Below are 23,726 nucleotides of genomic sequence, written 5' to 3' on the forward strand. Positions count from 1 at the left end.
CAACGTTGATGTTGAATGGAGTGTCGTCATCGCGAGCAGGCTCGCTCCCACATGGATTGCGGGCAACCACAGGTTTTGCACTTGCCCTCAGGACCACCTTTCCAGCCCATCGCGCAATGACACGTACGCGGCGTTGATCAAGCGGTAGAAGTCTTTGTCATTGAGATCGCGAAGGGTGATCGAGGTGAGGGTTTCCAGCAGATCGGTGCCGATGCGCGGCGACAGGTCGAACTATAGGGGGGGCGTTTCGGTGTTCGCAACCGAGCGGACGAGCTTCGGAATTTTCTTCAGGCCTATTAGCCCATTCGTACGCCGAAAGCCTGGATAGCCTTGAGTGCAAAGGATTCAGGCATTCTGCGAACTGTCAGATTTTTTTACACCCCCCGCCCCTTCCTCAACAACACATCCAGCTGATCCACCACTTCCGCCCAGTCGGCATCGTCGAGGATGTCCTCGCGCAGGAAATCCGCCTGGCTCTTGGTCCAGAAAAACGCATCGGCCAGGTGCAACTCGGGTTTGAGCGGTGAGTGGGTGGCGATGAATTTGTCGATGCTTTCGGCGTCGTCGGGCAGGCCGAGTTGTTTGAACAGGTTGGGGAGGCTGTGGGTAGGTGATTCCATGGGAATTGGCTCCTGGGTTTTTAGAGGGTCGGGGGAGTGCTGCGCAGTCCATCGCGGGCAAGCCACGCTCCCACACACGGCGGTTCCTGTGGGAGCCTGGTGCCCGCGATGGCGGCGGTGCATTCACCGCCAATAATGGCTACTGACTCAGTTCGCACACCTCGGCATGAGGCACCATTTTCAGGTACTGGTCCATGCTCAAGTGCACGAGGTTGTTGTGGTTGCCGGCTTCGACGTAGATCTCTTTCTGACGGGTCAGCATCGGGTCGATGACCATGTCCAGGCCATAGGATTCGCCCAGGGCCGGAACAGCGCCGCGTTCACAGTCGTTGAACAGGTGGGCCAGGGTGCTTTCGCGGGTGACTTGCCATTCACCGCTGCCACGCACTTTGGTCAGGTCCAGATGTCGGCTGGCGGGCAACACGGCCATCAGGTAGTGGCCGTGATGGTCGTCGAGGATCACCGATTTCGCCACGCGCTCAGCGGGAATGCCCGCCACCCTGGCGGTTTCCAGGCTGCTGGCCGAATGCGGGTGAGAGACTACGTCGAATTCGCAGTGCGCCTCTTCCAGGCTGCGCTGCACGGTTCTTGCCATACGCATGATGCACCTCGGTGTCCGTCGCAAGGCGGGCGGACGATGATTAAACAGGTTGGCGTCTCCTCTAAAGTCTAGGCCTGCTGCCGGTACCCGTTGATAAATCTGCCCACTGGAAACTCGCAAAAATTGATCAAGAATCATCCAGCCAAAGGCTCAACTAGACTATAAGCAGGGCCACCGTGTGGCTCGCGGACGGATGACTCTCCTGGAGGGTCAAGTGAACACTCGCTGGTGGTATGTGGTTGCATTGTTGTTGGGTTTGAGCGGATCGGCTTTCGCGACAGATACGGTTGTGGTGGTCGTCCCCAACCCGCTCGGCGTCTGGCTGATGATGGTGGGTATTGCGCTGCTCGTGGCGGAGGTGGTGCTGCCCAATTACGGTGTGGTCGGGCTGGGCGGCATCACCATGTTCGTGATCGGCGCGGTGATGGTGAGCAATGCCGATGTCCCTGCGCCACTGATCATCGGTCTTGGACTGATCAGCGCCCTGCTGTTGATCGCCCTGCTGTTCCACGCGCTGAAAACCCGACCGCGCCATATTGTCAGTGGCGATGCCGGGCTGCTTGGCAGCGTCACGCAGGTGACTGCGTTGCAGGGTCACAATACGCATAAGGGCTGGGTGCATTTGCAAGGTGAACGCTGGCAGGTGCACTGCAAGACACCCTTGCATTCCGGGCAACGGGTGCGAGTGGTGGCACGCAAGGGAACGCTGCTGGAAGTGGCCGCGGCTGACGCGGCGCCGCAAGGAGAATGATCATGGGTCTGCAACTGGGTTTTGCCGCGCTGTTGGTGCTGCTGATTGCACTGGCAGGGTCGACCTTTCGCATCTTGCGCGAATACGAGCGTGGGGTGGTGTTCCAGCTTGGACGCTTCTGGCAGGTCAAGGGCCCGGGGCTGATCCTGTTGATTCCGGTGGTGCAGCAAATGGTTCGGGTCGATCTGCGGACCGTGGTGCTCGACGTACCGCCGCAAGACGTGATCACCCGCGACAACGTCTCGGTGAAGGTCAATGCCGTGTTGTACTTCCGTGTGCTTGACTCGCAGAAAGCGATCATCCAGGTCGAAGACTTCCTCATGGCCACCAGCCAACTGGCGCAAACCACTTTGCGGGCAGTGCTCGGTAAACATGAACTGGACGAATTACTGGCCGAGCGCGAACGCTTGAACTTCGACGTCCAGCAAGTGCTGGATGCCCAGACGGATGCCTGGGGAATCAAGGTCGCCAACGTCGAGATCAAGCACGTCGACCTTAACGAATCGATGATCCGCGCGATCGCCAAACAGGCCGAAGCCGAACGTGAACGGCGGGCGAAAGTGATCCACGCCGAAGGTGAGTTGCAGGCCTCGGAAAAACTCATGCAAGCCGCCGAAATGCTCGGTCGCCAGCCCGGCGCCATGCAGTTGCGTTACATGCAGACCCTGAGCTTGATTGCCGGCGACAAGAGTTCGACCATTGTCTTCCCGCTACCGATCGAATTGCTCAAGGGCATGGCGGATTTGTCGTCGAAGAGCTGAGCGAATGATGCTGAAGGAAAATGACGCTCCTCCCTGTAGCAGCTGCCGCAGGCTGCGTTCGGCCGTGCAGCGGTCGTAAACATTCCTTCAGGTAGACCGAGTGAATCGGATTACGAGCGCTGCGCACTCGAACGCAGCCTGCGGCAGCTGCTACAGGGGATAGGCGGCGAGCCTTGATTTCTCAAGCGTCTCGTAAGGCCCTCGCGCCCAACGCTCTACGCCCGCTATGAGCTGCGCCGAGGCTTCTTGTTGTTTGCCTTCGCTGTCGGCCACAAACGTTTCGGCCGGTTGTTTGGCGTGCTGACTCACGGCGCTGAACACTTGGGTTCGCTGCTCGGCATTCAGCGCAAAAAACCTGGCCAAACGCCCCTCCATGGCGCCCGGCAACTCACGATAGTTGACCGCCAGCCCGGCAAATTCGTGGCAATGTTCAGCGCCCAGTTGCAGCAGTTTGCCCAAGCGTCGAGCGATGAAGTCTTCTCGCCCCTCGAATGCGGCCCCATCGTCCAATGCGCTGGCGCCGATTAGCCCTGGCACCATGTGCAGGCCCGGGCGGCGCAGGTGGGAAACGGCGATTTCCAGCGGATCGCGGTAGACAAACAGCCAGGGCGTTTCAGGAAAGCACTCGCGCAACCGCTTCAGCTCACCGATGTTCCAGGCGTCCAGTTTGATCACCAGGCGTTGTTCCACACCTCGGCGCGGCTGGCCATAGGCCGAGAGCAAACCGCGAATCGCCGCGTCGCGTTCCGCAGGCGGCAGTGCGCTGCGCAGCAGGGTATCCAGTGGCGGTGGTTCGGAAATGACGATGTGGTTATCGAGTTGCGCCAACATCTGGCTGATCAGCGTCGAGCCACAGCGCGAGGCGTGAAAAATGAATGCGCTCGGCGCCAGCCCCGGGCTGATCGTCTGCCAATCACTCAGCACGCTCAGCGGCGTTTGACGGCGGAAGGCCTGGTTGAATGGCAGGCGCAGCGCCTCCTCCACCGCATCGCGGAAAAACGGCTGTCGCAACGGCTGATCACCAAACCAGCACCAATCGACCCACCACTCCCCGGCCTGCTGCCAGACCCGGATCGGCAACCAGCCGTCGAGGTTCAGGCGCTCCATTGTTCGTTCCATTGGCGACGGCCATTGCGCATCGCCGCACGCAGCTCTTCACGGGAAAACGCCAGGCCGCGCTCGGCAGCCAGCTTCAGGGTGGTGGCGATAAAGACTTCGCTGTCGGTCACGCCTTGCAAGATCCGGCAAAGCTGCGGATCGCTTTCCAGCAGCCGTCGAAACTGTGCCAGCGCTTGCGCTGCATGACCGACACCAGGCGCCGGCGTGGTTGAAACGCCCTCGACAATCGCCTGTTCCAACCAAGGGTTGGGCCTGCAATCGATCACCAGATGCACCCGCTCGCGGCGGTCGCGATTGTCGACGCTGTGGGGCCGCGACAAGTCGAGAAACCAGCATTCGCCGGCCTCCATCGGCATACGCAAACCGTCGAGCAGAAAGTCGACGTTCGGTGGGCTGAGCAACGGAATATGCAACCGCAGATCGGCCTCTGGCCCCTCAAGATCGTAGTCGCGGTGCTCGTGAATCCGACTACCGGGCCCCAGCTTCAGCAATCTTGCCGAGACGATGTCCAACGATAATTCCTGCAATGCACGCTGCCATCGACCATCGAGCAGCCACGGCGCTCGCAACACCGGTTTTCCATGGCCAGGGGATAACTCCGTCAGCGCGTCAACCGCGCTGATCAGCGCCACACCGCTCCAGTCGCCGCTGAAATAGTGGCTGTTGAAATGGCTATGCCAATCGCTGTCTTTGATTTGCGCCAATGCCTGCAACAGCAACGACAGAGACACCGTCACCGGCAGGCGGGAAAACGCCGGCCGAGTCATCGGTTCGCAAGCACCGCGGATTCGCCGAGCCAGGTCAGTAAGCGGTCGAGGCAGGCGTCCACCGACAGCACGCCGGTGTCGAGCACCAATGCCGCCGACGCAGGTGGCTCGTAAGGTGCGGAGATACCGGTGAAGCCCGGCAGTTCACCGCTGCGCGCACGGGCGTAATGACCTTTCGGATCACGCTGCTCGCACACGTTGAGCGAAGCACTGCACCAGACTTCGCGGTAGTCCTCACCCAAGCGCTGGGCGAAGACTTCTCGCAGTTCAACCAACGGCGCAATCATCGCCAAAATAACGATCTGCCCATTCTCCACCAGCAACGCTGCGACCTCGCTGGCGCGGCGAATGTTTTCCTGACGATCCTTGTCGGCAAACCCGAGGTCGCGATTGAGCCCGACCCGCAGTCCATCGCCATCGAGCACCAGGCTGTGCACGCCGCGTTCGAACAACGCGGCGTGCAGCGCCTGGGCCAGGGTCGACTTGCCTGCCGCCGGTAAACCGGTCAGCAGGATCGCCGCTCCGCGATGGCCCTGGCGCTCTTCGCGTTGCGCCCGGCTGATGCTGGCTGTGGGCGCCAGCAGATTACTTGGGCTGGACATGGGCTGGCGGCACGCTGATGTTGCCGGCGGCCCACGCATCCTCGCGGCTGGCCAGTGCGGTGGCGATCGACTGCACCTGGGTCGATTGCACCTGATCCGGCAACGGATCGAGCCCGGCGCTGGCGAAGATCTGCCCGTAAGCGTTACGCAAATCGGCGTACGACAGGTCGCGACGCAGGTCGGCTTGCAGGGTGTTCAGTTCGCCCTGGATCAGCTCCAGTTCGCCGATGCCCGCGGCCTGATGACGGTTACGCAACTGGCCAAGAATCTGCCCGTCGATGTTCGACAGCTGCTGGTTGGTCTCGAACTGGCGTAGCGCTTCGCGGTAGTTGGCGTTGGCCACGTAGAGCTGCGCCAGCACCGCGATCGACATTGCCTGACGGCGTGCCTTGGCCACTTCTTCACCGGCCTTGGCCACGTCGATGGCCGCCGGGGCGGAAATCACGTTGAACAGGTTCCAGGTGATTTTTACCCCGTAGTCGGCCCACTTGTCGTTGACCAGAAACGAGTTGCTGTCGTAATGCCCGCCAGCCGAGAGTTCCAGCCCCGGCAGCAGCCGCAGCATGGCTTTACGGGTTTCGGCGGTGCTGATGCGCGTCTGATAATCCTGCTCGCGCAGTTCCGGACGGCTGGCCAGGGCCTCTTGCTCAAGGCTGGCCATGCCGACCTTGAGCTCCGGAATCGGATAATCCTCCGGTGTCGCCAACGTCAACTCGGTGCCCATCGGCAGGTTGATCAGGGTCGCCAGTTCGGTTTTCGCCAGCGACAGTGCCCGCCGCTGTTCTTCAAGCTGGCGCGTGGCTTCGATCAACGAACGCTGATACCCCAAGGCCTGCACCGGGTCGCCGATGCGCTGCTCGCTCATGCTCTGGCTGTTGTTGCGCGCGGCATCGACCCGGGCCATCAGGCTGTCGATCTGCTTGAGCAGGCGTTCAGCAGCCACCGCTCGCCAATAAGCCGAGCGCACGTCCTGAACGATGGTGTTGATGACCTTGCGCCGGCGTTCCTGAACGATCAGCCGTTGATCGCCCTGCTGCTTGGCATTGATGTAGCTGACGCCGAAGTCGAGGACGTTCCAGACCATGGTCAGGTCGGCGACCCTGCGATCGCGGTCCTGGGAGGTCGAGGGTTCGAGGGACTGGGTGCCGGTGCGCACGCTCTGGCTGCTGGAGCCGCTGGTGTTGTTGCGCCCGACGTAACCGGCGTCCAGGGCCATGCGCGGCAGCATGTCGAAGCTGGCGAGGTCGAGTTGGCGCTTGGCCAACGCCTCTTCCATGATCTTCAACCGGCCTTCAAGGTTGTACTTCACGGCACGGGCCATGGCTTGATGCAGCGTCAGTGGGCCGCTAAGGGGCTCCTGATCCTTGTACATGCTCGCCAGATCGCTTCTGGCGCGCTGCTCGCTGACACTGCGTTCAATCGGCTCACTGGTTACCGCACATCCGCTGATTGCCAGCGCCAGCAAGCTGGCGCCGAATAGTTTCTGACTTTTCTTCATCCTTGGACCGCCCCTAGGTACCGCACAATTTCAGGTTTTTAATCAGGCCTGCATTTCGCTGATGCCGACCTGTTGCAACGCTGCAGCCAACGCCTGGACCTGCTGCTTCTCGGCGTTTTCAAGTTGTTGAAGTTGCTCGCCCAAGGTCAGTGCACCATAGCCACCGTGCAGGCCTTGAGCGGCATTGCCGCTGTGCTGGATCGACTTGTCGCCGAACGCATTGAACGAACTGTCGCCATTGCCCGACTCATGGCTGAACAGACTCGACAGCGTGCTGCTGCCAAACACCCCGCCATCACCCCCGCCAAAACCCAGGAAACCGTGAGCGGAACCATTCCCGCCGCTGTCGCTGCTGGTGAACACCTGAGCGATATAGCTGGGGCTCAGTGCGCCACGATTGATGAAAATATCCCCCAGTGGACGGATGCCATCGCCCAATACCCGCTGTTCGAACAGCGGCGCAAAGGTCAGCGGCGAGCCGAGATTACCGGTCGGCGGTGTGAAGACAATCGGCTGCAACGGCACGTTCGGAGGACTTTGCGGCAGTGCCGGGTCGCTGACCGAGACCACGACGGCCGGCACCGTGTTGATGGTGAAATTGTTGGAGATCGCGACACTGGCGCCCGCGTTCCCGGCGCGGTCGGTCACGTTGCGGGTGTCCAGCCCGATGAAATTGGTCGCATCGTTGATGTTGGCCGCCGGGGTCAGGGTGGCGGTCCAGGTCTTGCCGCCGTTGCTGCTGATCAGGTTGGTGAGGGTGCCATTGGCCACGCTGAGGTCGGACAAATCGAAATGCTTCACCGCCTCGCTGAAGCTGAAGGTCACTTGCGAGGTCTGGCCAACGCCCAGGTTCGGGTTGGCGACGACGATGGTCGCGGTGGGGCGATCACTGTCCAGGGCGTAGTTGTTGGAGATGGCCAGTCCCGTCCCGGCATTGCCCGCAGCGTCATTGACGTTACTGTTGTCGAGCACAATCAGGTTGGTCGCGTCGGTCACGTTCGCCGTCGGCGTGAACGTCGCGGTCCAGGTCTTGCCTCCGTCACTGCTGGCCAGGTTGGACAGCGTACCGTTGGTCACGCTCAGATCGGACAGGTCGAAACCGGTCACCGCTTCGCTGAAGGTGATGGTCACCCCCGAGGTCTGGCCGATGCCCAGCAGCGGTTTGGCAACGACGATGGTCCCGGTAGGCCGGTCGGCATCGAGCACGTAGTTATTGGACAGGCTTACGGTGCTGCCCGCGTTACCGGCGCTGTCCTGCACATTGGCGGTGTCGAGCACGATCTGGTTGGTGGCATCGTTGACCGCGGCGGTCGGCGTCAGGGTCGCCGTCCAGGTCTTGCCGCCGTCGCTGCTCAGCAAATTGGACAATGTGCCATTGGCCACGCTGAGGTCGGACAGATCGAAACCAGTGACCGTCTCACTGAAGGTGATGGTCACCTGTGAGGTCTGGCCAATGCCCAGCAGCGGATTGGCCACCACAATGCTTGCCGTTGGACGTTGCGTGTCGATGGCGTAGTTGTTCGAGTCGGTGGTGCCCACACCAACGTTGCCAGAGGCGTTCTGCACCCCCGTGTTGTCCAGGGTGATCAGGTTGGTGGTGTCGGTGATATTCGCGGCCGGGGTGAATGTGGCCGTCCAGGTAATACCGCCATCGCTTGAACTGACCGCGCTCAACGTACCGTTGGCAATCGTCAGGTCGGCGTTGGTGAAGCCGGTGACCGCCTCGGAGAAGGTGATGGTCACCAGTGACGTTTCACCGATATTCAAGGCGTTGTCAGCCACCACGATGGTCGCGGTCGGCCGCTGGGTATCGATGGTGAAGTTGCCCGAGTCGGTGGTGCCGCTGCCCGCATTACCGGCCAAGTCAGCCACGCCGGTGTTGGCCAGGGTAATCAGGTTGGTCGTGTCTTTTATGCCGGTGGTCGGGGTGAAGGTGGCGGTCCAGGTGATGCCGCCGTCGCTGCTGCTGACGTTGGTCAGGGTGCCGTTGGGCACGCTCAGGTCGCTGTTGTCGAACCCCGTCACCGCTTCGCTGAAGGTGATGGTCACCAACGACGTTTCACCAGCCGTGAGAGTACCGTCAGCTACAACGATGGTCGCGGTCGGGCGCACGGTGTCGATCACGTAGTTGTTCGAGTCGGTGGTCCCGCTACCGGCGTTGCCGGCCAGATCGGCGATCCCGGTGTTGTCCAGGGTGATCAGGTTGGTCGCGTCGGTGGTGCTGGCGCTCGGGGTAAAGGTCGCGGTCCAGGTGATCCCGCCATCGCTGCTGCTCACCGCACTCAGCGTACCGTTGGCAATCGTCAGGTCGGCGTTGGTGAAGCCGGTCACCGCCTCGGAGAAGGTGATGGTCACCAACGAGGTGTCACCGATTTTCAAGGCATTGTCCGCGACCACGATGGTCGCCGTCGGACGCTGGGTATCGATCGCGTAGTTGTTGGAATCGGTGGTGCCGCTGCCAACGTTACCAGAGCCATTCTGCACACCGGTATTGTCCAGGGTGATCAGATTGGTGGTGTCAGTGATGCTCGCGGTCGGGGTAAAGGTCGCGGTCCAGGTGATGCCGCCATCGCTGCTGCTGACGGCGCTCAGCGTGCCGTTGGCAATCGTCAGGTCGGCGTTGGTGAAGCCGGTCACCGCCTCGCTGAAGGTGATGGTCACCAGTGACGTTTCACCGATATTCAAGGCGTTGTCCGCGACCACGATGGTCGCCGTCGGACGCACGGTGTCGATGGTGAAGTTGGCGGAATCGGTGGTGCCGCTACCGGCGTTACCGGCCAGGTCGGCCACGCCGGTGTTGGCCAAGGTAATCAGGTTGGTGGTGTCTTTTATGCCGGCAGTCGGGGTGAAGGTGGCGGTCCAGGTGATCCCGCCATCACTGGAACTGACGCTGGTCAGGGTGCCGTTGGGCACGCTGAGGTCACTGTTGTCGAAACCGGTCACTGCCTCGGAGAAGGTGATGGTCACCAGCGACGTCTGCCCGGCTGCCAGCGTTGGCGAGGCGACCACGATGGTCGCGGTCGGGCGCTGACTATCGATCGCGTAAGTATTGGAATCGGTGGTCGCGGCACCGGCATTACCGGCCAGGTCGGCAATCCCGGTGTTGTCCAGGGTGATCACGTTGCCGCTGTGGGTGACGCCGTTCACCGGCGTCAGCGTGGCGGTCCAGGTGATACCGCCATCACTGCTGCTCACCGCACTCAGCGTACCGTTGTCGATCGTCAGGTCGGCGTTGGTGAAACCGGTCACCGCTTCACTGAAGGTGATGGTCACCAACGAAGTCTGACCGATTCCCAGCGCGGTGTCCGTCACCACGATGGTTGCCGTCGGACGCTGGGTGTCGATGGCGTAGTTGTTCGAATCGGTGGTGCCGCTGCCGACGTTACCGGAGCCGTTCTGCACGCCAGTATTGTCCAGGGTGATCAGGTTGGTGGCGTCGGTGGTGCTGGCATTCGGGGTAAAGGTCGCCGTCCAGGTGATCCCGCCATCACTGCTGCTGACGGCGGTCAGCGTGCCGTTGGTAATGGTCAGGTCAGCGTTGGTGAAGCCGGTGACCGCCTCGGAGAAGGTGATGGTCACCAGTGACGTTTCACCGATATTCAAGGCGTTGTCGGCCACCACAATAGTCGCCGTTGGACGCACGGTGTCGATGGTGAAGTTGCCGGAGTCGGTGGTGCCGCTACCGGCGTTACCGGCCAGGTCAGCCACACCAGTGTTGGCCAGGGTAATCAGGTTAGTGGTGTCTTTTATGCCCGCGGTCGGGGTGAAGGTCGCGGTCCAGGTGATCCCGCCATCACTGGAACTGACGCTGGTCAGGGTGCCGTTGGGCACGCTGAGGTCACTGTTGTCGAAACCGGTCACTGCCTCGGAGAAGGTGATGGTCACCAGCGAGGTTTCACCAGCGGCCAGCGTCGGGTCGGCCAGCACAATGGTCGCGGTCGGGCGCTGGCTGTCGATAGCGTAAGTATTGGAATCGGTGGTCGCGGTACCGGCATTACCGGCCAGATCGGCAATCCCGGTGTTGTCCAGGGTGATCACGTTGCCGCTGTGAGTGACGCCGTTCACCGGCGTCAGCGTGGCGGTCCAGGTCACGCCGCCATCGCTGCTGCTCACCGCGCTCAGCGTACCGTTGTCAATTGTCAGGTCGGCGTTGGTAAAACCGGTCACCGCTTCGGAGAAGGTGATGGTCACCAACGAGGTTTGACCGATTCCCAGCGCGGTGTCTGTCACCACGATGGTTGCCGTCGGACGTTGGGTGTCGATAGCGTAGTTGTTCGAGTCGGTGGTGCCGCTACCCGCATTACCGGCCAGATCGGCGATCCCGGTATTGTCCAGGGTGATCAGGTTGGTCGCGTCGGTGGTGCTGGCGGTCGGGGTAAAGGTCGCCGTCCAGGTGATCCCGCCATCACTGCTGCTCACGGCGGTCAGCGTGCCGTTGGTAATGGTCAGGTCAGCGTTGGTGAATCCAGTCACCGCCTCGCTGAAGGTGATGGTCACCAGCGAGGTGTCGCCAATCTTCAGCGCGTTGTCGGCCACCACGATGGTCGCGGTCGGGCGCGCGGTGTCGATGGCATAGTTGTTCGAATCTGTCGTACCTGTGCCCGCATTACCCGACAGATCGGCGATTCCGGTATTGGCCAGGGTGATCAGGTTGGTCGCGTCGGTGGTGCTGGCGCTCGGCGTAAAGGTCGCGGTCCAGGTGATCCCGCCATCACTGCTGCTGACTGCGCTCAGCGTGCCGTTGGTAATGGTCAGGTCAGCGTTGGTGAAGCCGGTCACCGCCTCGCTGAAGGTGATGGTCACCAGCGAGGTGTCGCCGATTTTCAACGCGCTGTCCGCGACCACGATGGTCGCGGTCGGGCGCACGGTGTCGATCGCATAGTTGTTCGAGTCGGTGGTCCCGCTACCGGCGTTGCCGGCCAGATCGGCGATCCCGGTGTTGTCCAGGGTGATCAGGTTGGTCGTATCGGTGATGCTGGCGCTCGGGGTGAACGTCGCCGTCCAGGTGATGCCGCCATCGCTGCTGCTGACGGCGGTCAGCGTACCGTTGGCAATCGTCAGGTCGGCGTTGGTGAAACCGCTCACCGCCTCGCTGAAGGTGATGGTCACCAGCGAGGTTTCACCGATTTTCAGGGCGTTGTCTGCGACCACGATAGTCGCCGTCGGCCGCACGGTGTCGATGGCGTAGTTGTTGGAATCGGTGGTGCCCAGGCCAACGTTGCCCACCGCGTTTTGCACGCCGGTATTGTCCAGGGTGATCAGGTTGGTGGCGTCGGTAATGGCGTTGGTCGGGGTAAAAGTCGCCGTCCAGGTGATGCCGCCATCGCTGCTGCTGACCGCGGTCAGCGTACCGTTGGCAATCGCCAGGTCGGCGTTGGTGAAGCCGGTCACCGCCTCGCTGAAGGTGATGGTCACCAGCGAGGTTTCACCAATTGCCAAAACGTTGTCCGCGACCACAATAGTCGCGGTCGGGTGCGCGGTGTTGATCACGTAATTGCCCGAATCGGTGGTGCCACTGCCAGCGTTGCCTGCCAGGTCACTGACACCAGCGTTCGTCAGGGTGATCAGGTTGGTGGCATCCGACACCCCGTCAGTCGGGGTGAAGGTCGCGGTCCAGGTGATCCCGCCGTCGCTGCTGCTCACCGCGCTCAAGGTGCCATTGGCGATGCTCAGGTCGGCATTGGTGAAGCCGCTCACTGCTTCGGAGAAGGTGATGGTTACCAGCGATGTTTCGCCGGCCGTGAGGGTAGTGTCAGCCACCACGATGGTTGCGGTCGGGCGCACGGTGTCGATGGCATAGTTGTTCGAATCGGTGGTGCCGCTGCCCGCATTACCGGCCAGATCGGCGATTCCGGTGTTGTCCAGGGTGATCAGGTTGGTGGTGTCGGTGATGCTCGCGGTCGGGGTGAAGGTCCCGGTCCAGGTGGTGCCGCCATCACTGCTGCTGACCGCCGTCAGCGTGCCGTTGGCAATCGTCAGGTCGGCGTTGGTGAAACCGCTCACCGCTTCAGAGAACGTGAAGGTGACCAGTGAGGTGTCGCCGATTTTCAGCGCGGTATCGGTGAACACGATGGTCGCCGTCGGCCGTACGGTGTCGATGGTGTAATTGTTGGACGTGCTGGTGCCAACCCCGACTGTGCCCAGCGACACACCCTGGACCCCGGTGTTATCCAGGGTGATCAGGTTAGTGGTGTCAGTAATGGCGCTGGCCGGGGTGAGCGTCGCCGTCCAGGTCACCCCGCCATCACTGCTGCTCACCGCGCTCAACGTGCCGTTGGCAATCGTCAGGTCGGCGTTGGTGAAACCGGTCACCGCCTCAGTGAAGGTAAAGGTCACCAGCGAAGTCTGGCCGATGTGCAGGGCGCTGTTCGCCACCACGATGGTAGCGCTCGGTGCCGGTGCATAGGCGGTGTTCACGGTGCCGCCGTCGTTGAATATATTGTTCACGGCCGCCACGCTGGCACCGGTACTACCGCCGCCCAGCGCCGGACCGCCGGAGCCACTGCCACCGACGTTACCGGACAGCGCCGCGAAGTTGGCGGCGGTCATCAGTACCGTACCTTTGTTCCAGATCGCACCGACGCCTTTACCGGCCGCACCACCGGAGTCGGCGGAACCGCCCAGGCCACCACCGCCGCCACCGCCACCACCGGCGGCGATGTTGCCGGAAATCACCGAGGTGCCAATGACCGTCAGGGTGCCGCTACTGGCGTTGTAAATACCACCGGCAGCCGATGCCCCGGCCCTGCCGGGCTTGTCCCAACCGGAGCCGCCACCGCCACCGCCGATGGAAATCGTGCCGTTGTTCGCCGTACCGCCCGCRCCACCGTTGCTGTAGTTGGCAGCCCCTACGCCGCCCGCGCCACCGCTGCTGCTACCGCCGCGACCGCCCATGTAGTTGGGGTTGTAGCCGCCACCGTTACCGCCCGTGTTGGCACTACCACTCGTACCGCCGTACACACCCGTGCCGAAGCCGGAGGTGCCGCCATGACCGCCGGCTTGCCCGCCCAAGGCACCACCACCGCCGCCACCGCCACCGACCGCGCCACCGACGTAAGGTGAGGTAACCCCGCCACCGCCACCGCCGCCCGAAGCGGCGTTGCTGGTCACGGTGACGTTCTTGAGGGTCAGGTTGCCGGCGTTGAAAATACCGCCGCCCATGGACGCCGTGCCGTCCGTACCGGCGGCAGCACCATTGCCGGCCACCAGGCCTTGCTTGATGATCAGCCCGTCGAAAGTCGCAGTGACCCCGGAAGCGACCTGAACCACCCGGGTCTTGTACTGACCGTTGAGGGTCACATCGGCAATGCCGTCGTGGTTCAGGTCACCTTCCACCGTGACGTTCTTGGTAATGGTCAGCTGCGCGTTCAGATTGACCGTCATGGTGGTGCTGAACGTCACCGTGTCCCCCCCCACGGCATCGCTCAGCGCCTGACGCAGTGAGCCGACCCCACTGTCGCCGTTGTTGGTGACCGTCAGGGTCGCCAGGCTGTACTGATACGCGGCCATGGACTGGGCCGACAGCACGTTATGGCTCTCGATGGTGCCGGTGGCGATTTCCAGATCCCAGTCACCGCTCACACCGGTACGGTTGTTCGACGCGGCGATATCGCGCCCGGTCAGTTGCGCCAGCGAATCGACAAAGCTGATGCCCTTGTCACCTGCGGCGGTGTTACAGGCGTAGATCAGAATGTCGCCGCCGACGTTCATGTCCTTGCCGATCTCGGCCAGCACCGCGCTGCGAGCCGCCACGTTATCGGCCGACAGGTAAGTGTCGCCCAGCCACAAGTCGCCGCTATTGCCGTGAGCGATGATTTCCACAGTACTCACGCCGTGGTGGGTATCCAGATAATCGGCGATCTGCTGCAAGCCATCCTTGGTCGGGTCGAGCTGGACCACCTGGGTGCCAGGCGCCACGCCTTTGAGCAGGCTATCGGCGTCCTTGATACGTGAATCGACGAACACCACGCTCTGACCGGGCACGGCGGTAGGCGTCGCAGCGGGCGCGGGCGTAGCCGCTGACGTGTTGTCCGCCTGGCCGTGGGTGTCCTTGCTGGCCACCGGGTGGTCGGCAGCCGGTGCCTTGGCAGCGTCCGCAGTGGCGTGGGTGTCGGCTTGGGCGGCAGTATCGGCAACGGTGGCCGCCACTGCGCCGTCGAACAGCATTCGCGGTTCCAGGGACATGATCATTGGCGATGCCAGGACGCGTGCGCCCTCCGTGACCTGCGACTTGCCTTTGCTCCACCACATGCTGCTCACCTGGACTCGAACTTTTATGACTGCGCAAATAAAAAACGCCGCGATCAACTGATCGCGGCGTCGGCTTTCATACGAATGACATTGGCAGCACTGGCTGAGCCATCGTGCCAAAAGGACAACTCTGCGTATTTGTCGAACAGGTCCGGTGGCAGGATCGTGCGCCGGGGTTCCAGTGTGACCGTGCGCTTGACCTTGTGCAGCCCCGACACCCCGAGTGCCTGGTCGAATTCCGGCGCATCGTAGGCGAGGTTTTTGAAATCGTGCTCGAACCAGGGTTCACCGATGAAGTCGTAGATCAACCGCATGACCCGGTCAGGGGCCTGGCTCAACAGGTCGTAATCGACGATCAACAGCGAGTCGGCGTTTTCGCCGTAATAGGCCTCTTTCAGCGCAGTCCAGGCAAAGCCCACCAGACGATTGCGCTGGGCCAGGGTTTCACAACGGCTGTAAACGGTATTGCGCTCGATTTCGTCATTGAACAGCTTGGTGTTCTCGAACGGATTGGCGCGGTACAGACGTTCGAGGCTGTCCATCACCCAGGCGACATTGCGCACGCAGGCAATGGTTTTGGCCTTGGGAAACAGTTCCCGTAGCGCAGGCTGACGCGAGCACCATTGGCGATTGGTATCGAAGATAACGGGGGTATCTGCCTGATCGGCATAGAAGGAGTCGAACAGACCGCGCAATAGACGACGGCGCAGCGGGGTATCGATCACCGCGCCAAATTCGCTGCCGGCGCTGCATTGCTCCAGGACACTGGTGAACAGCGATCCGACGGGGCTGGTCATACCGGCATGAAAACGCGGGTTCTGCAAAAGAATTGCAGAAAGCAGGGTCGAGCCTGAGCGCGGCAAGCCGGAAATAAAGTGGAACCGCTGCATCCCTTCACCGTAGTCGGAAGTCCATTTGTAGGACAAAGCGTAGCCTACGATTTTGGATCCGACTAGTGGGCTTTTGATATCAAATTGGAACTAAAACCTTGCAGAAGGTGTGGTTGTAACGAAAATGGACAGAGTGAAACGTTTAAGCTGATAGATGCCTTCATCTGATGCCTTGAACGGCAAAAAATCACAACCTACGGCAGCTCCTACACGGTTTAGGCGTAGGAGCTGCCGAAGGCTGCGATCTTTCGATTTGCGGAAAACTGACGTTCTTCGCCGTACTACCCGTTATTTTTTTGGGTTATTGATGACAAACAACCGCGCCCGCGCATTTCCGGCGACTTTTTCGCTGATCTTCTGCCAATCGGCGGGCAATGGTGCGAACTCATCAGGTTGGTCAGCGGTGCTGAACAACCACACACGGTGCGTTTCGGGCGGCAGATCGGTGAGCCGATCGAGGTAAATCTTGTCGGCGGCTTCCTCTACCAGCGTACCGAAACCGTAGGCATTCGGGCGACTGGACGTGCCGTTGGCCAAGGGCGGAGTAAAGAGCCGCGGCTGGACGACGGTGCGATCGTAGTAGACGTACGGCATGTACCAGAGCAGATCGCTGATGACGACCTGATCACCCAGCTCATAATGCTGATTGATGAACTCGACCGTTACATTGAGCTGGTCATTCGGATCGACCGTCGCGTTGTTTTTCAGACCCACCCCTTCAATGCCGATAAACAGCACGAGAAATGCCAGGGCCAGCACCCGAGCCCGTTTTTTCAGGCCATCGACGCTCAGGGCCATGATCAATGGCAGCCCCAGCGCGTAGGCCGTCACGTAGCGCTCGATAAACACCGGCGAAATGAACGACACCAGGAAAACCAGCACCAGCGGTACCACCGCGTAAATCGCCAGCAAGGCACTCCAGCGGTAGACGCTACGATCACGCAGTACCGTCAGCACGATCACACCCAGCAACAGCACCGGCAGTGCGAAAAACACCGACCTGGGCAGGAAGTCATCATCGCTCTGGATCATGAAGGTCCAGACCATGGACGGCAGGGAACTGAGGGTGACCGGATCTTCCCAGCCCACATCGCCGCTGGCCTTGAGTTCCGGCATGTGCTGAACCAGGCTCAGCAACTGCGGGACCCACGGCAGAAACAGCAGCACGATCGCCGCATTCGTCAGCCACCAGCCCGGGCGGTTGATGTGCCGCAACCGCTCGCCTGGCTGTACCCGCAGCACCAGCAGGTACAACCAATGGGCAATCACGCACAGGGCCGTGAAGTAGTGGGTGTAAAACGCGGCAGCCATCAGCACTGCATAGATCACCAGATACCGTGTGCGCTGGGGCTGTTTGACCCAATACACCAGTGCAATCGTCGCGCCGATCAGCAACACGCCGAGCAGCGAATACATCCGCACTTCCTGGCTGTAACGCACCGCCGAGGGGAATAGCGCCAGCAACAACCCGGCCAGCAACGCCACCCGCGGGTTGGCGATCAACCGTACCAACCAGACGCCCATTGCCACCGTGGCGATCCCCGGCAGCGCGCTGAGGCCGCGAATCGAGAGCATGCTGTCGCCAAACAGTTCGATCCAGCCGTGCAGCACCATGAAGTAGAGCGGTGGATGCACATCACGGGCCGCGTGAAACCAGATCCCGGCCAGATCGTACTGGCTCATCAGCAGGCTGGAGCCTTCATCGCCCCAAATCGCTGCGGCTGTCAGGTCGTAAAACCGCACGAACGCCGCCAACAGCAAAATTGGCCAGATCCCGTAATCGGTCAGCCATTGAAACAGACGCGCCGAGGCCGTCAGCCGAGTGCGCGCAGCACACGCATCAGGCTTGCCGGCAAGCTCTGTTTCTCTTCGGTATTCCATCTGTCCCCCTGGGTGATTGATAAGGCCCTATAAGGCTTGGACCTCGAATTGGGTGTGGATGCTGCCCCATTCCCTGCACGCACGCAATGTAGCGGCATTCGTCTTTGCGGCTACGCTGATCGGTGGTCGGTGGACACGCCGGCCTCCTCCAAAAAACACAGGGATAACAACCATGGAAGTGTTTACCGGAACCATCCAGACCTTCGCTTTCAACTATCCACCCAGCGGCTGGGCGTTGTGCAACGGGCAGACCATGCAAGTCGGCCAGTTCCAGGCGCTGTTCGCCTTGCTCGGCACCAATTACGGCGGCAACGGCACGACAAACTTCATGCTGCCGGACCTGCGTGGTCGCCTGCCCCTGTGTCAGGGGTTGGGCCTGAACCTCACTCCACGGGTGATCGGCACCGCCTCCGGCGCCGAAAAAACCGCCGCCACGGTGAGCAACCTGCCCATCCACACACCTACCGCAACCGCCGTCGGCACCCCGAACCTGACCGCCACCACCACCGTCAACCTGGCCAGTGTCGCTGCCACCCCCGCGAGCGTGCCCTCAGCGACCAATGCCTTTATCGGTGCCTCCAGCGGCGGCCCGGGTACGGCCAATATTTACTCCACCGCACAGGGCACTGCGCCCGTGCCGCTGCAAGGTGTCAGTACCAGCGTTGGCGGCACCGTCAACGTCGCCGTCTCCGTGGCGCCCATCGGCGGTGGCGTTCCCATGGACACGATGAACCCGTTCCTGGTGCTGAACTTCAGCATGTGCCTCAACGGTCTTTTCCCGTCTCGCAACTGAACATGCCGCCGGGGCCCAAGGCCCCGGCTCTTCACTTTTCTGGAGCCAGGCCATGCAGCAACAGATCAACAGCGATCACTTTCGACAGCTATTGGAAACACCCACCAAGCTGTACCTGGAGGATGGCAGCGAACTGTCCGTGATCATCGAATGGGTAGAGGACGTACCAAGGGCACGCTTGTCAGAGGGCAGCCGAATGCCTTTTGGCGTGACCTTGAGCAGCCCGGACCTCACTTCGTTCGTCGATGGACTCTGTGCGATCGACTTGCCTGAGCTGGGCCGCATCGAAGGCATATTCGTATCGCGCACCCTGGCCCTGGGGCGCGACGCAAGCCGGGCGTATTTCTACATCACCTTCAACTGACCAGAATCTGCGGCTGGCCGGGATACCAGACCAGGCGTTCGGCCGCGACACTTTGCTCCTCGACCTGAAACCCCAGCGCCAGATAATGCTGGCGCGCATGGGGGTTGCTCGCCCAGACCACCGTGCTCACCGGGCAGCGCACCTGTTCGGCGGCTTTTTGCACGCCTTGCAGCACCGTACGGCCATAGCCCTTGCCGCGGGCCGCCGGAATGAACGCCAGGTACAAAACGCGAATTTCGTTGCTGCCAAACTCGGCGCTCAAGGCGCCAATCGGGGTGTCGAGCTTCTCGACCACATAGTGCATCGCGTTGGGGAAACGCTCCCCGGTCCCCTGCTCCTGCACCCGAAACTGCTGGGCGATGACTTCCTCGATCAGCTCGCGTTCGCCGTCGATCCATTGCAGATCGGGGCGCGCCGCGTGATAGAGGCTTTCCAGAAACGGTCCGTCGGTCGCCCGTGACGGGCGCACTACCAGACCGTCCGCGGCATTGGCATTGTTGTTCAGCATCGTGATGCTCCTTGCGCTAAAAACCACTCTCCCTCACGCCCAACGCCGCCAACCGGCGCCAGGCCGTCCCCAGCAATGACTCACTGCCGCCCTGCAACACCACCAGCCCCCGCAACGGCTGCACCGGGGTGGCAATGCTGTCGAGGACTTTGAGCCGCACCGCGTATTGCGCTTGCACAGGCTCGGCGCGCTGGCTCTGATCGCGGCGCACGGCAATCGGCCCGTGGTGGTCGGAGGTCAGCGCTTCCTGATCGACAACCGCCGCGCCGTTGGTGTCGATTTCAGTCAACTCGACCGCCACCGCCGGGTGCATCGGATCCTCGGCGATAAACCGCCCCGTCGCACCGGGTGCAACCCGCCACAACTCGGCTTCGGCCAGATAACCGCGCAGTCGCGCGCCCTCTTCGACAACCCGGGCCAGCGTCTCCTTGGGCGACAACCAGCGGCCAACGGTCAGTTGCGGCAGCAAATCACGCACCTGACCGGCCTGGGGCGCCCGCAGCAGCAGGCGCTCGCGTTGCGCCGCCAAACCGCGATATTCGGCCACCGCCTCCGCCAGCCGCTGTTCGACGATGCCGGCATCGGCGGCGGTTTCGCTGCGTCCGGCCTGACGGCGCATCTGCAATTGCTGGATCTCGATTTCCCGGCGCGCAATGGCCTGACGCGAATCCAGGTCCGGCGACTCCAGCTCAATCAACACATCGCCCTGGGCGACGATCTGCCCGTCGCGGACATTCAGCTGTTTGACCCGTGCCGCCACCGGCGCATGCAAGGCACTGACCCGGCCAGCTTCCAGCATGCTCGGCAGTTCCACCGCGCTGCGCCACGGCAACACCAACACGGCAATCACCGCCAGCAACCCCAGGCCACTGAGCAATGCCCGCGGTGCATGGGCCTGTTCGCGGCGGCTCCACCATTCGCGCCATTCGCGCGCAATCGGCAAAAAGATGAACCACACCAGCTCGACCATCATCAGGAAGATCCCCAACAATTTGAAGAACAGGTGATACACCGCCAGCGCAATCCCGAAAAACAGCACCGCGCGCCACAGCCACGAGCCGTATCCCCACCACAGCAAACGCCGCTGCATCGACGGCGACCAAGGCTCCGGTGCCGGCGCGCCGTAACCGAACAGCGCCTCGCGCAATCGCCAACGACACAAGGCAAATGCCCGGCCCTGAAGGTTGTCTACTTCCCAGAAGTCGCTGAGCAGAAAATAACCATCGAAACGCATGAACGGGTTCAGGTTGACCGCAAGCGTAGTGAGCCAGGTCGCGCTGGCGAGCATGAACGCCGCCGTCCGCGCCGGCCCGTCCGGCAACAGCGACCAGGCGAGCAAGGCGATACATGCCAGCAGCAACTCGGCGAGCACCCCGCCCGCGCCGATCAGCAACCGCGCGCGCCGATCATTGACCCGCCAGGCGTCACTGACGTCGGTGTAAAACATCGGCAGCAGCACCATGAACGCCACCCCCATGCTCTGCACCCGACAACCGGCGCGTTTGGCCATGAAGGCGTGGCCGAACTCGTGACAGAGCTTGGCGAAGAACAATGCCACCCCGAACGCCAGCGCACCGCCAAGACTGAACAAGTGCGGGAAGGTCGCGATAAAGCGCTGCCAGTCCCGCGATACCAGAAATACCCCCAGACCCAGGGTCAGCGGTAAACCATAACGCAGCGCTCCAGGACCAAAACGCGCGAGCCACGGCCAGGCACGATTGAGGAACGCGTCGGGGCGCCACAGTGGAATCCGGAAGAACAGGTATTGGTGCAGCAAGATCTGCCACACACTCTGACGTTGCGCCGCAGCCTTGAGGCCATAACTGTCGCGCTGTTGCGGGTCGAGGGCGGAAATCAGGTCGTGGGCGCGCAGAAAACTCAGCAACTGCTCAAGCTCAGCGACGTCCAGCGGCAAGCCCGGTTCGCGATTGGCGGCGCGCAGCACTTGCTCGGGATCGCCCAACGACCAATGACGCAACAAGCGCATGGCCGCGGCACCGAGCTTGAAGTAGCGCCCGCGCAGCGGGTCGGCCAAGGTCCAGCGCGGCGATCCGTCCAGCGCCGGGGCGGCCATCTGCAACTGTAAATCGGCACGCAGGCTGGGCAATGTCATCTAGAGACCTACGCTTTGGCGCAAGCCGGCCAGCGGCTTGCGCAACAGGTACAGCGCCAGCGGCGCGCGATCGCCGAAGATTTTCGCCGTACCGCGCAAGCCGATACGCGGCGGCGCGGCCTCGAAACTGGCGTCGAGCCGATACGCCAACTGGCCACCGGCCGTCGGTTGCGCTTCATAGGCCGAGCGTTCGAGTCTGGCCAAATGCCGTTGCAACGGATCGCTGTCGAGAAACAGCGCCACCTGCGCGCCCGGCTCCAGTGCAATCGCATCACCCACCGCCAGTTCGATGCGCAGCTCCGCCTGGTTCGGGTCGGCGATTTCCATCAGCCGCTCACCAGTCTGCACCGGTTTGCCGGTCCAGCGTTCGGCGTCGGCGAACACCGCAATGCCGTCGCGTTCGGCACGCACTTCGCTGCGTTTGAGCAGTTCACGGGCGTAATCGCGTTCGGCACGCTTCTGCTCGACCCGTGCGGCCAGCAAATCAATTTTCGAACTCGACTCGGCGTCGGCAAAGGCGCGCTGGGCATTAGCCTTGAGCTCGGCTTCTGCCACACCCAAGGCCCGATCGGCGACATCGGCCTGGGCTTTGAGCGTGGTGCCCTCGAAGCGCAGCAACAGGTCGCCGGTTTTCACATTCTGGTTGGGTTTGACCAGGAACTCGGCGATCACCCCGTCCAACGGTGCCGCCACCACCCGACCGCCGAGCGGCACGACTTCGGCCGGCGCCAGCACCGACTGGCGTACCGGAATCAACAAGCCCAGCACCAGCACCGCCGCCAAGGCGACCTGACGTTTGCGAGTCCAGCGCAAGCGCCACGGTTGACGCGGTTGCAGCGCCAGCCAGGCGTGACTGTAGGTGTCGCCCAGTTGCGACAACAGCACTTGCTCGGAAGGATTCCACAGCACATCGCGAGCCAGCCACAAACCGCCGAATACCTGGCCCTGGCGATCAATCAGCGGCAGCCAGAACACCTGGGCGGCAGAAAGACTTTGCCAGTCGGCCTGAATCGGACCGCTTAACGCAGAGGCCGGTATAACCCGCGCCTGTTTCACCAGGTCGAGCTTGAACAACTGCGCCACCGCTTGCTCGACGAATGCTACAAACGGCGCATTCGGCTCCACGGCACTGACACCGGTGATCGCCCGCACCTTGCCGGCGATCAACAGCGCCGCGTGACGAAAACCGAACAAGGATTGACCGTCGTTGGCCAGGCTGTAGGCCAGTTGTTCGGTAGTGCGCGCGGCGCGGGTCTGGCGCTCCAGCTCCAGAAAGCGCGCGAAGACCTGCTCGGCGCCCCCCGTGACGGGCGCGTTCATTTGAGCTCCGCGAAGCGCGCCGTGCCGCTCATCCCGGCCAGCAAGCCGCTGGCGTTGGGCACCGTTGCGACCAGCAGCAAGGTCTGGCTGCCTTCGTCGATTCGCGCACCGAGGCGTTTGACCGTGGCGTCGATGGGCTGGCCGGTTTCATCGGGAACGAAGCTGAAGGTCTGTCCGGGCTTGAGTTTGCCCATCCAGCGCGAGGGCACCAGCAGGTGGATTTCCAGGCTACGGTTGTCGACGATGTCCAACAGCGGCGCCCCGGCGGCGACGCTTTCATAACGCTGAACCTTGCGTTCGACGACCTGGCCGTCAAACGGCGCGACGACGCTGCAGCGTTTGACCTGGACCTGATACACCTGAGATTGCGCCTGGATTTCGCTGAGTTTGGCTTCGGCTCGCGCCACTTCGAAACGCCCGACCGAGTTCAACGAAGCCAGTTGTTTGTTGTGCGCCAACTCTTCACCCGCACCACGGCTGGCGGCCTGCGCGGCGTTGAGCTGCGCCTGAAAAGCCGAGCAGTCGAAACGCGCCAGGGTGTCGCCCTTCTTGAAGGACTCGCCTTCACTGAACGGCAACTCGACAACTCTGCCGGGCAGTTCACTGGCAAGCACCGCTTGATCGCGAGCGCGCAATACACCGCGGGCTTCGCTGCTGGTTGTGGCATGACTGCCTGCGGTGCTGCTTTCCAGCAGCGGATCGTCTGGCACGGGCGTTTGCGCCTGGGCCACGCCTGCCAGCCCGATCAAACCTAAAGCCAAACCACGAAAGCGCTGCATAGCCGTGTCTCCCTGACAGATGGTCGGAGTCTACGACAGCTTCAACAAGCGTCAAGCAATTAGCCATCACTGCCCGAAATTGCGGCTCGCCACTGCTAAATCGAGATCA

The 23,726-nt window shown here is 62.1% G+C and carries 17 protein-coding genes; 4 read left to right on the forward strand and 13 right to left on the reverse strand.

Annotated elements, in window-relative coordinates; genetic code table 11:
* Window positions 1-374: 374 nt before the first annotated feature.
* Window positions 375-620: a DUF2789 domain-containing protein gene (locus tag AC1DHT_RS14990; RefSeq protein ID WP_427545053.1), complete on the reverse strand. Its 246-nt coding sequence runs from the start codon at window positions 618-620 to the stop codon at window positions 375-377.
* A gap of 139 nt (window positions 621-759) precedes the next feature.
* Entirely contained in the window at window positions 760-1,221 is a 462-nt protein-coding gene (locus tag AC1DHT_RS14995) for an aminoacyl-tRNA deacylase (RefSeq protein WP_054595018.1), read from the reverse strand.
* A gap of 214 nt (window positions 1,222-1,435) precedes the next feature.
* Here AC1DHT_RS14995 and AC1DHT_RS15000 point away from each other — a divergent pair, with 214 nt between their 5' ends.
* Both AC1DHT_RS15000 and AC1DHT_RS15005 read left to right on the forward strand, forming a co-directional pair.
* The gene (locus AC1DHT_RS15000) at window positions 1,436-1,972 is read left to right on the forward strand and encodes an NfeD family protein (RefSeq protein WP_054595017.1); all 537 of its coding nucleotides are present in this window, start codon (window positions 1,436-1,438) and stop codon (window positions 1,970-1,972) included.
* Between the two features lie 2 nt (window positions 1,973-1,974).
* Window positions 1,975-2,733, forward strand: a complete 759-nt coding sequence (locus AC1DHT_RS15005; RefSeq protein ID WP_427545055.1) for a slipin family protein — start codon at window positions 1,975-1,977, stop codon at window positions 2,731-2,733.
* A gap of 150 nt (window positions 2,734-2,883) precedes the next feature.
* Here the strand turns inward: AC1DHT_RS15005 and AC1DHT_RS15010 are convergent, their stop codons facing one another.
* The 7 genes from AC1DHT_RS15010 to AC1DHT_RS15040 all read right to left on the reverse strand — a co-directional run bounded on the left by AC1DHT_RS15010 (window position 2,884) and on the right by AC1DHT_RS15040 (window position 17,740).
* A complete protein-coding gene (locus tag AC1DHT_RS15010) occupies window positions 2,884-3,840 on the reverse strand; it encodes a sulfotransferase family protein (protein ID WP_427545057.1) in 957 nt (318 codons plus the stop codon).
* The gene (locus tag AC1DHT_RS15015; protein ID WP_427545059.1) at window positions 3,828-4,619 is read right to left on the reverse strand and encodes an aspartyl/asparaginyl beta-hydroxylase domain-containing protein; all 792 of its coding nucleotides are present in this window, start codon (window positions 4,617-4,619) and stop codon (window positions 3,828-3,830) included. Before AC1DHT_RS15015 ends, AC1DHT_RS15010 begins: the two co-directional genes overlap by 13 nt.
* The gene (gene cysC / locus AC1DHT_RS15020; protein WP_427545061.1) at window positions 4,616-5,221 is read right to left on the reverse strand and encodes an adenylyl-sulfate kinase; all 606 of its coding nucleotides are present in this window, start codon (window positions 5,219-5,221) and stop codon (window positions 4,616-4,618) included. The genes AC1DHT_RS15015 and cysC overlap by 4 nt, the downstream gene beginning before the upstream one ends.
* On the reverse strand, window positions 5,205-6,719 hold the full coding sequence (locus tag AC1DHT_RS15025) for a TolC family protein (protein WP_427545063.1): 1,515 nt from the start codon (window positions 6,717-6,719) through the stop codon (window positions 5,205-5,207). Before AC1DHT_RS15025 ends, cysC begins: the two co-directional genes overlap by 17 nt.
* A 42-nt stretch (window positions 6,720-6,761) precedes the next feature.
* The gene (locus tag AC1DHT_RS15030) at window positions 6,762-14,969 is read right to left on the reverse strand and encodes an Ig-like domain-containing protein (RefSeq protein WP_427545065.1); all 8,208 of its coding nucleotides are present in this window, start codon (window positions 14,967-14,969) and stop codon (window positions 6,762-6,764) included.
* Between the two features lie 53 nt (window positions 14,970-15,022).
* A complete protein-coding gene (locus tag AC1DHT_RS15035; protein WP_427545067.1) occupies window positions 15,023-15,859 on the reverse strand; it encodes a sulfotransferase family protein in 837 nt (278 codons plus the stop codon).
* A 288-nt stretch (window positions 15,860-16,147) separates the two neighbouring features.
* Window positions 16,148-17,740 carry a glycosyltransferase family 39 protein gene (locus AC1DHT_RS15040; RefSeq protein ID WP_427545069.1) on the reverse strand — a complete coding sequence of 531 codons (1,593 nt, stop codon included), beginning with the start codon at window positions 17,738-17,740 and terminating at the stop codon, window positions 16,148-16,150.
* Window positions 17,741-17,912: 172 nt separating this feature from the next.
* Here AC1DHT_RS15040 and AC1DHT_RS15045 point away from each other — a divergent pair, with 172 nt between their 5' ends.
* A complete protein-coding gene (locus AC1DHT_RS15045) occupies window positions 17,913-18,533 on the forward strand; it encodes a phage tail protein (RefSeq protein ID WP_427545071.1) in 621 nt (206 codons plus the stop codon).
* 52 nt (window positions 18,534-18,585) lie between these two features.
* Window positions 18,586-18,897, forward strand: a complete 312-nt coding sequence (locus AC1DHT_RS15050; RefSeq protein WP_427545073.1) for a DUF6916 family protein — start codon at window positions 18,586-18,588, stop codon at window positions 18,895-18,897.
* Here AC1DHT_RS15050 and AC1DHT_RS15055 read toward each other — a convergent pair.
* The 4 genes from AC1DHT_RS15055 to AC1DHT_RS15070 are packed head-to-tail and all read right to left on the reverse strand — an operon-like array spanning window position 18,890 to window position 23,617.
* Window positions 18,890-19,405 carry a GNAT family N-acetyltransferase gene (locus tag AC1DHT_RS15055; protein ID WP_427545075.1) on the reverse strand — a complete coding sequence of 172 codons (516 nt, stop codon included), beginning with the start codon at window positions 19,403-19,405 and terminating at the stop codon, window positions 18,890-18,892. The genes AC1DHT_RS15050 and AC1DHT_RS15055 overlap by 8 nt on opposite strands.
* Before the next feature lie 16 nt (window positions 19,406-19,421).
* Complete coding sequence (locus tag AC1DHT_RS15060; protein WP_427545077.1) at window positions 19,422-21,518, reverse strand: efflux RND transporter periplasmic adaptor subunit; 2,097 nt, start codon at window positions 21,516-21,518, stop codon at window positions 19,422-19,424.
* Complete coding sequence (locus tag AC1DHT_RS15065) at window positions 21,519-22,838, reverse strand: efflux RND transporter periplasmic adaptor subunit (protein WP_427545079.1); 1,320 nt, start codon at window positions 22,836-22,838, stop codon at window positions 21,519-21,521. It abuts the gene before it with no gap.
* Window positions 22,835-23,617, reverse strand: a complete 783-nt coding sequence (locus tag AC1DHT_RS15070; RefSeq protein WP_427545081.1) for an efflux RND transporter periplasmic adaptor subunit — start codon at window positions 23,615-23,617, stop codon at window positions 22,835-22,837. The genes AC1DHT_RS15065 and AC1DHT_RS15070 overlap by 4 nt, the downstream gene beginning before the upstream one ends.
* Window positions 23,618-23,726 lie beyond the last annotated feature (109 nt).

This window comes from Pseudomonas sp. 05N432, from assembly GCF_056396945.1.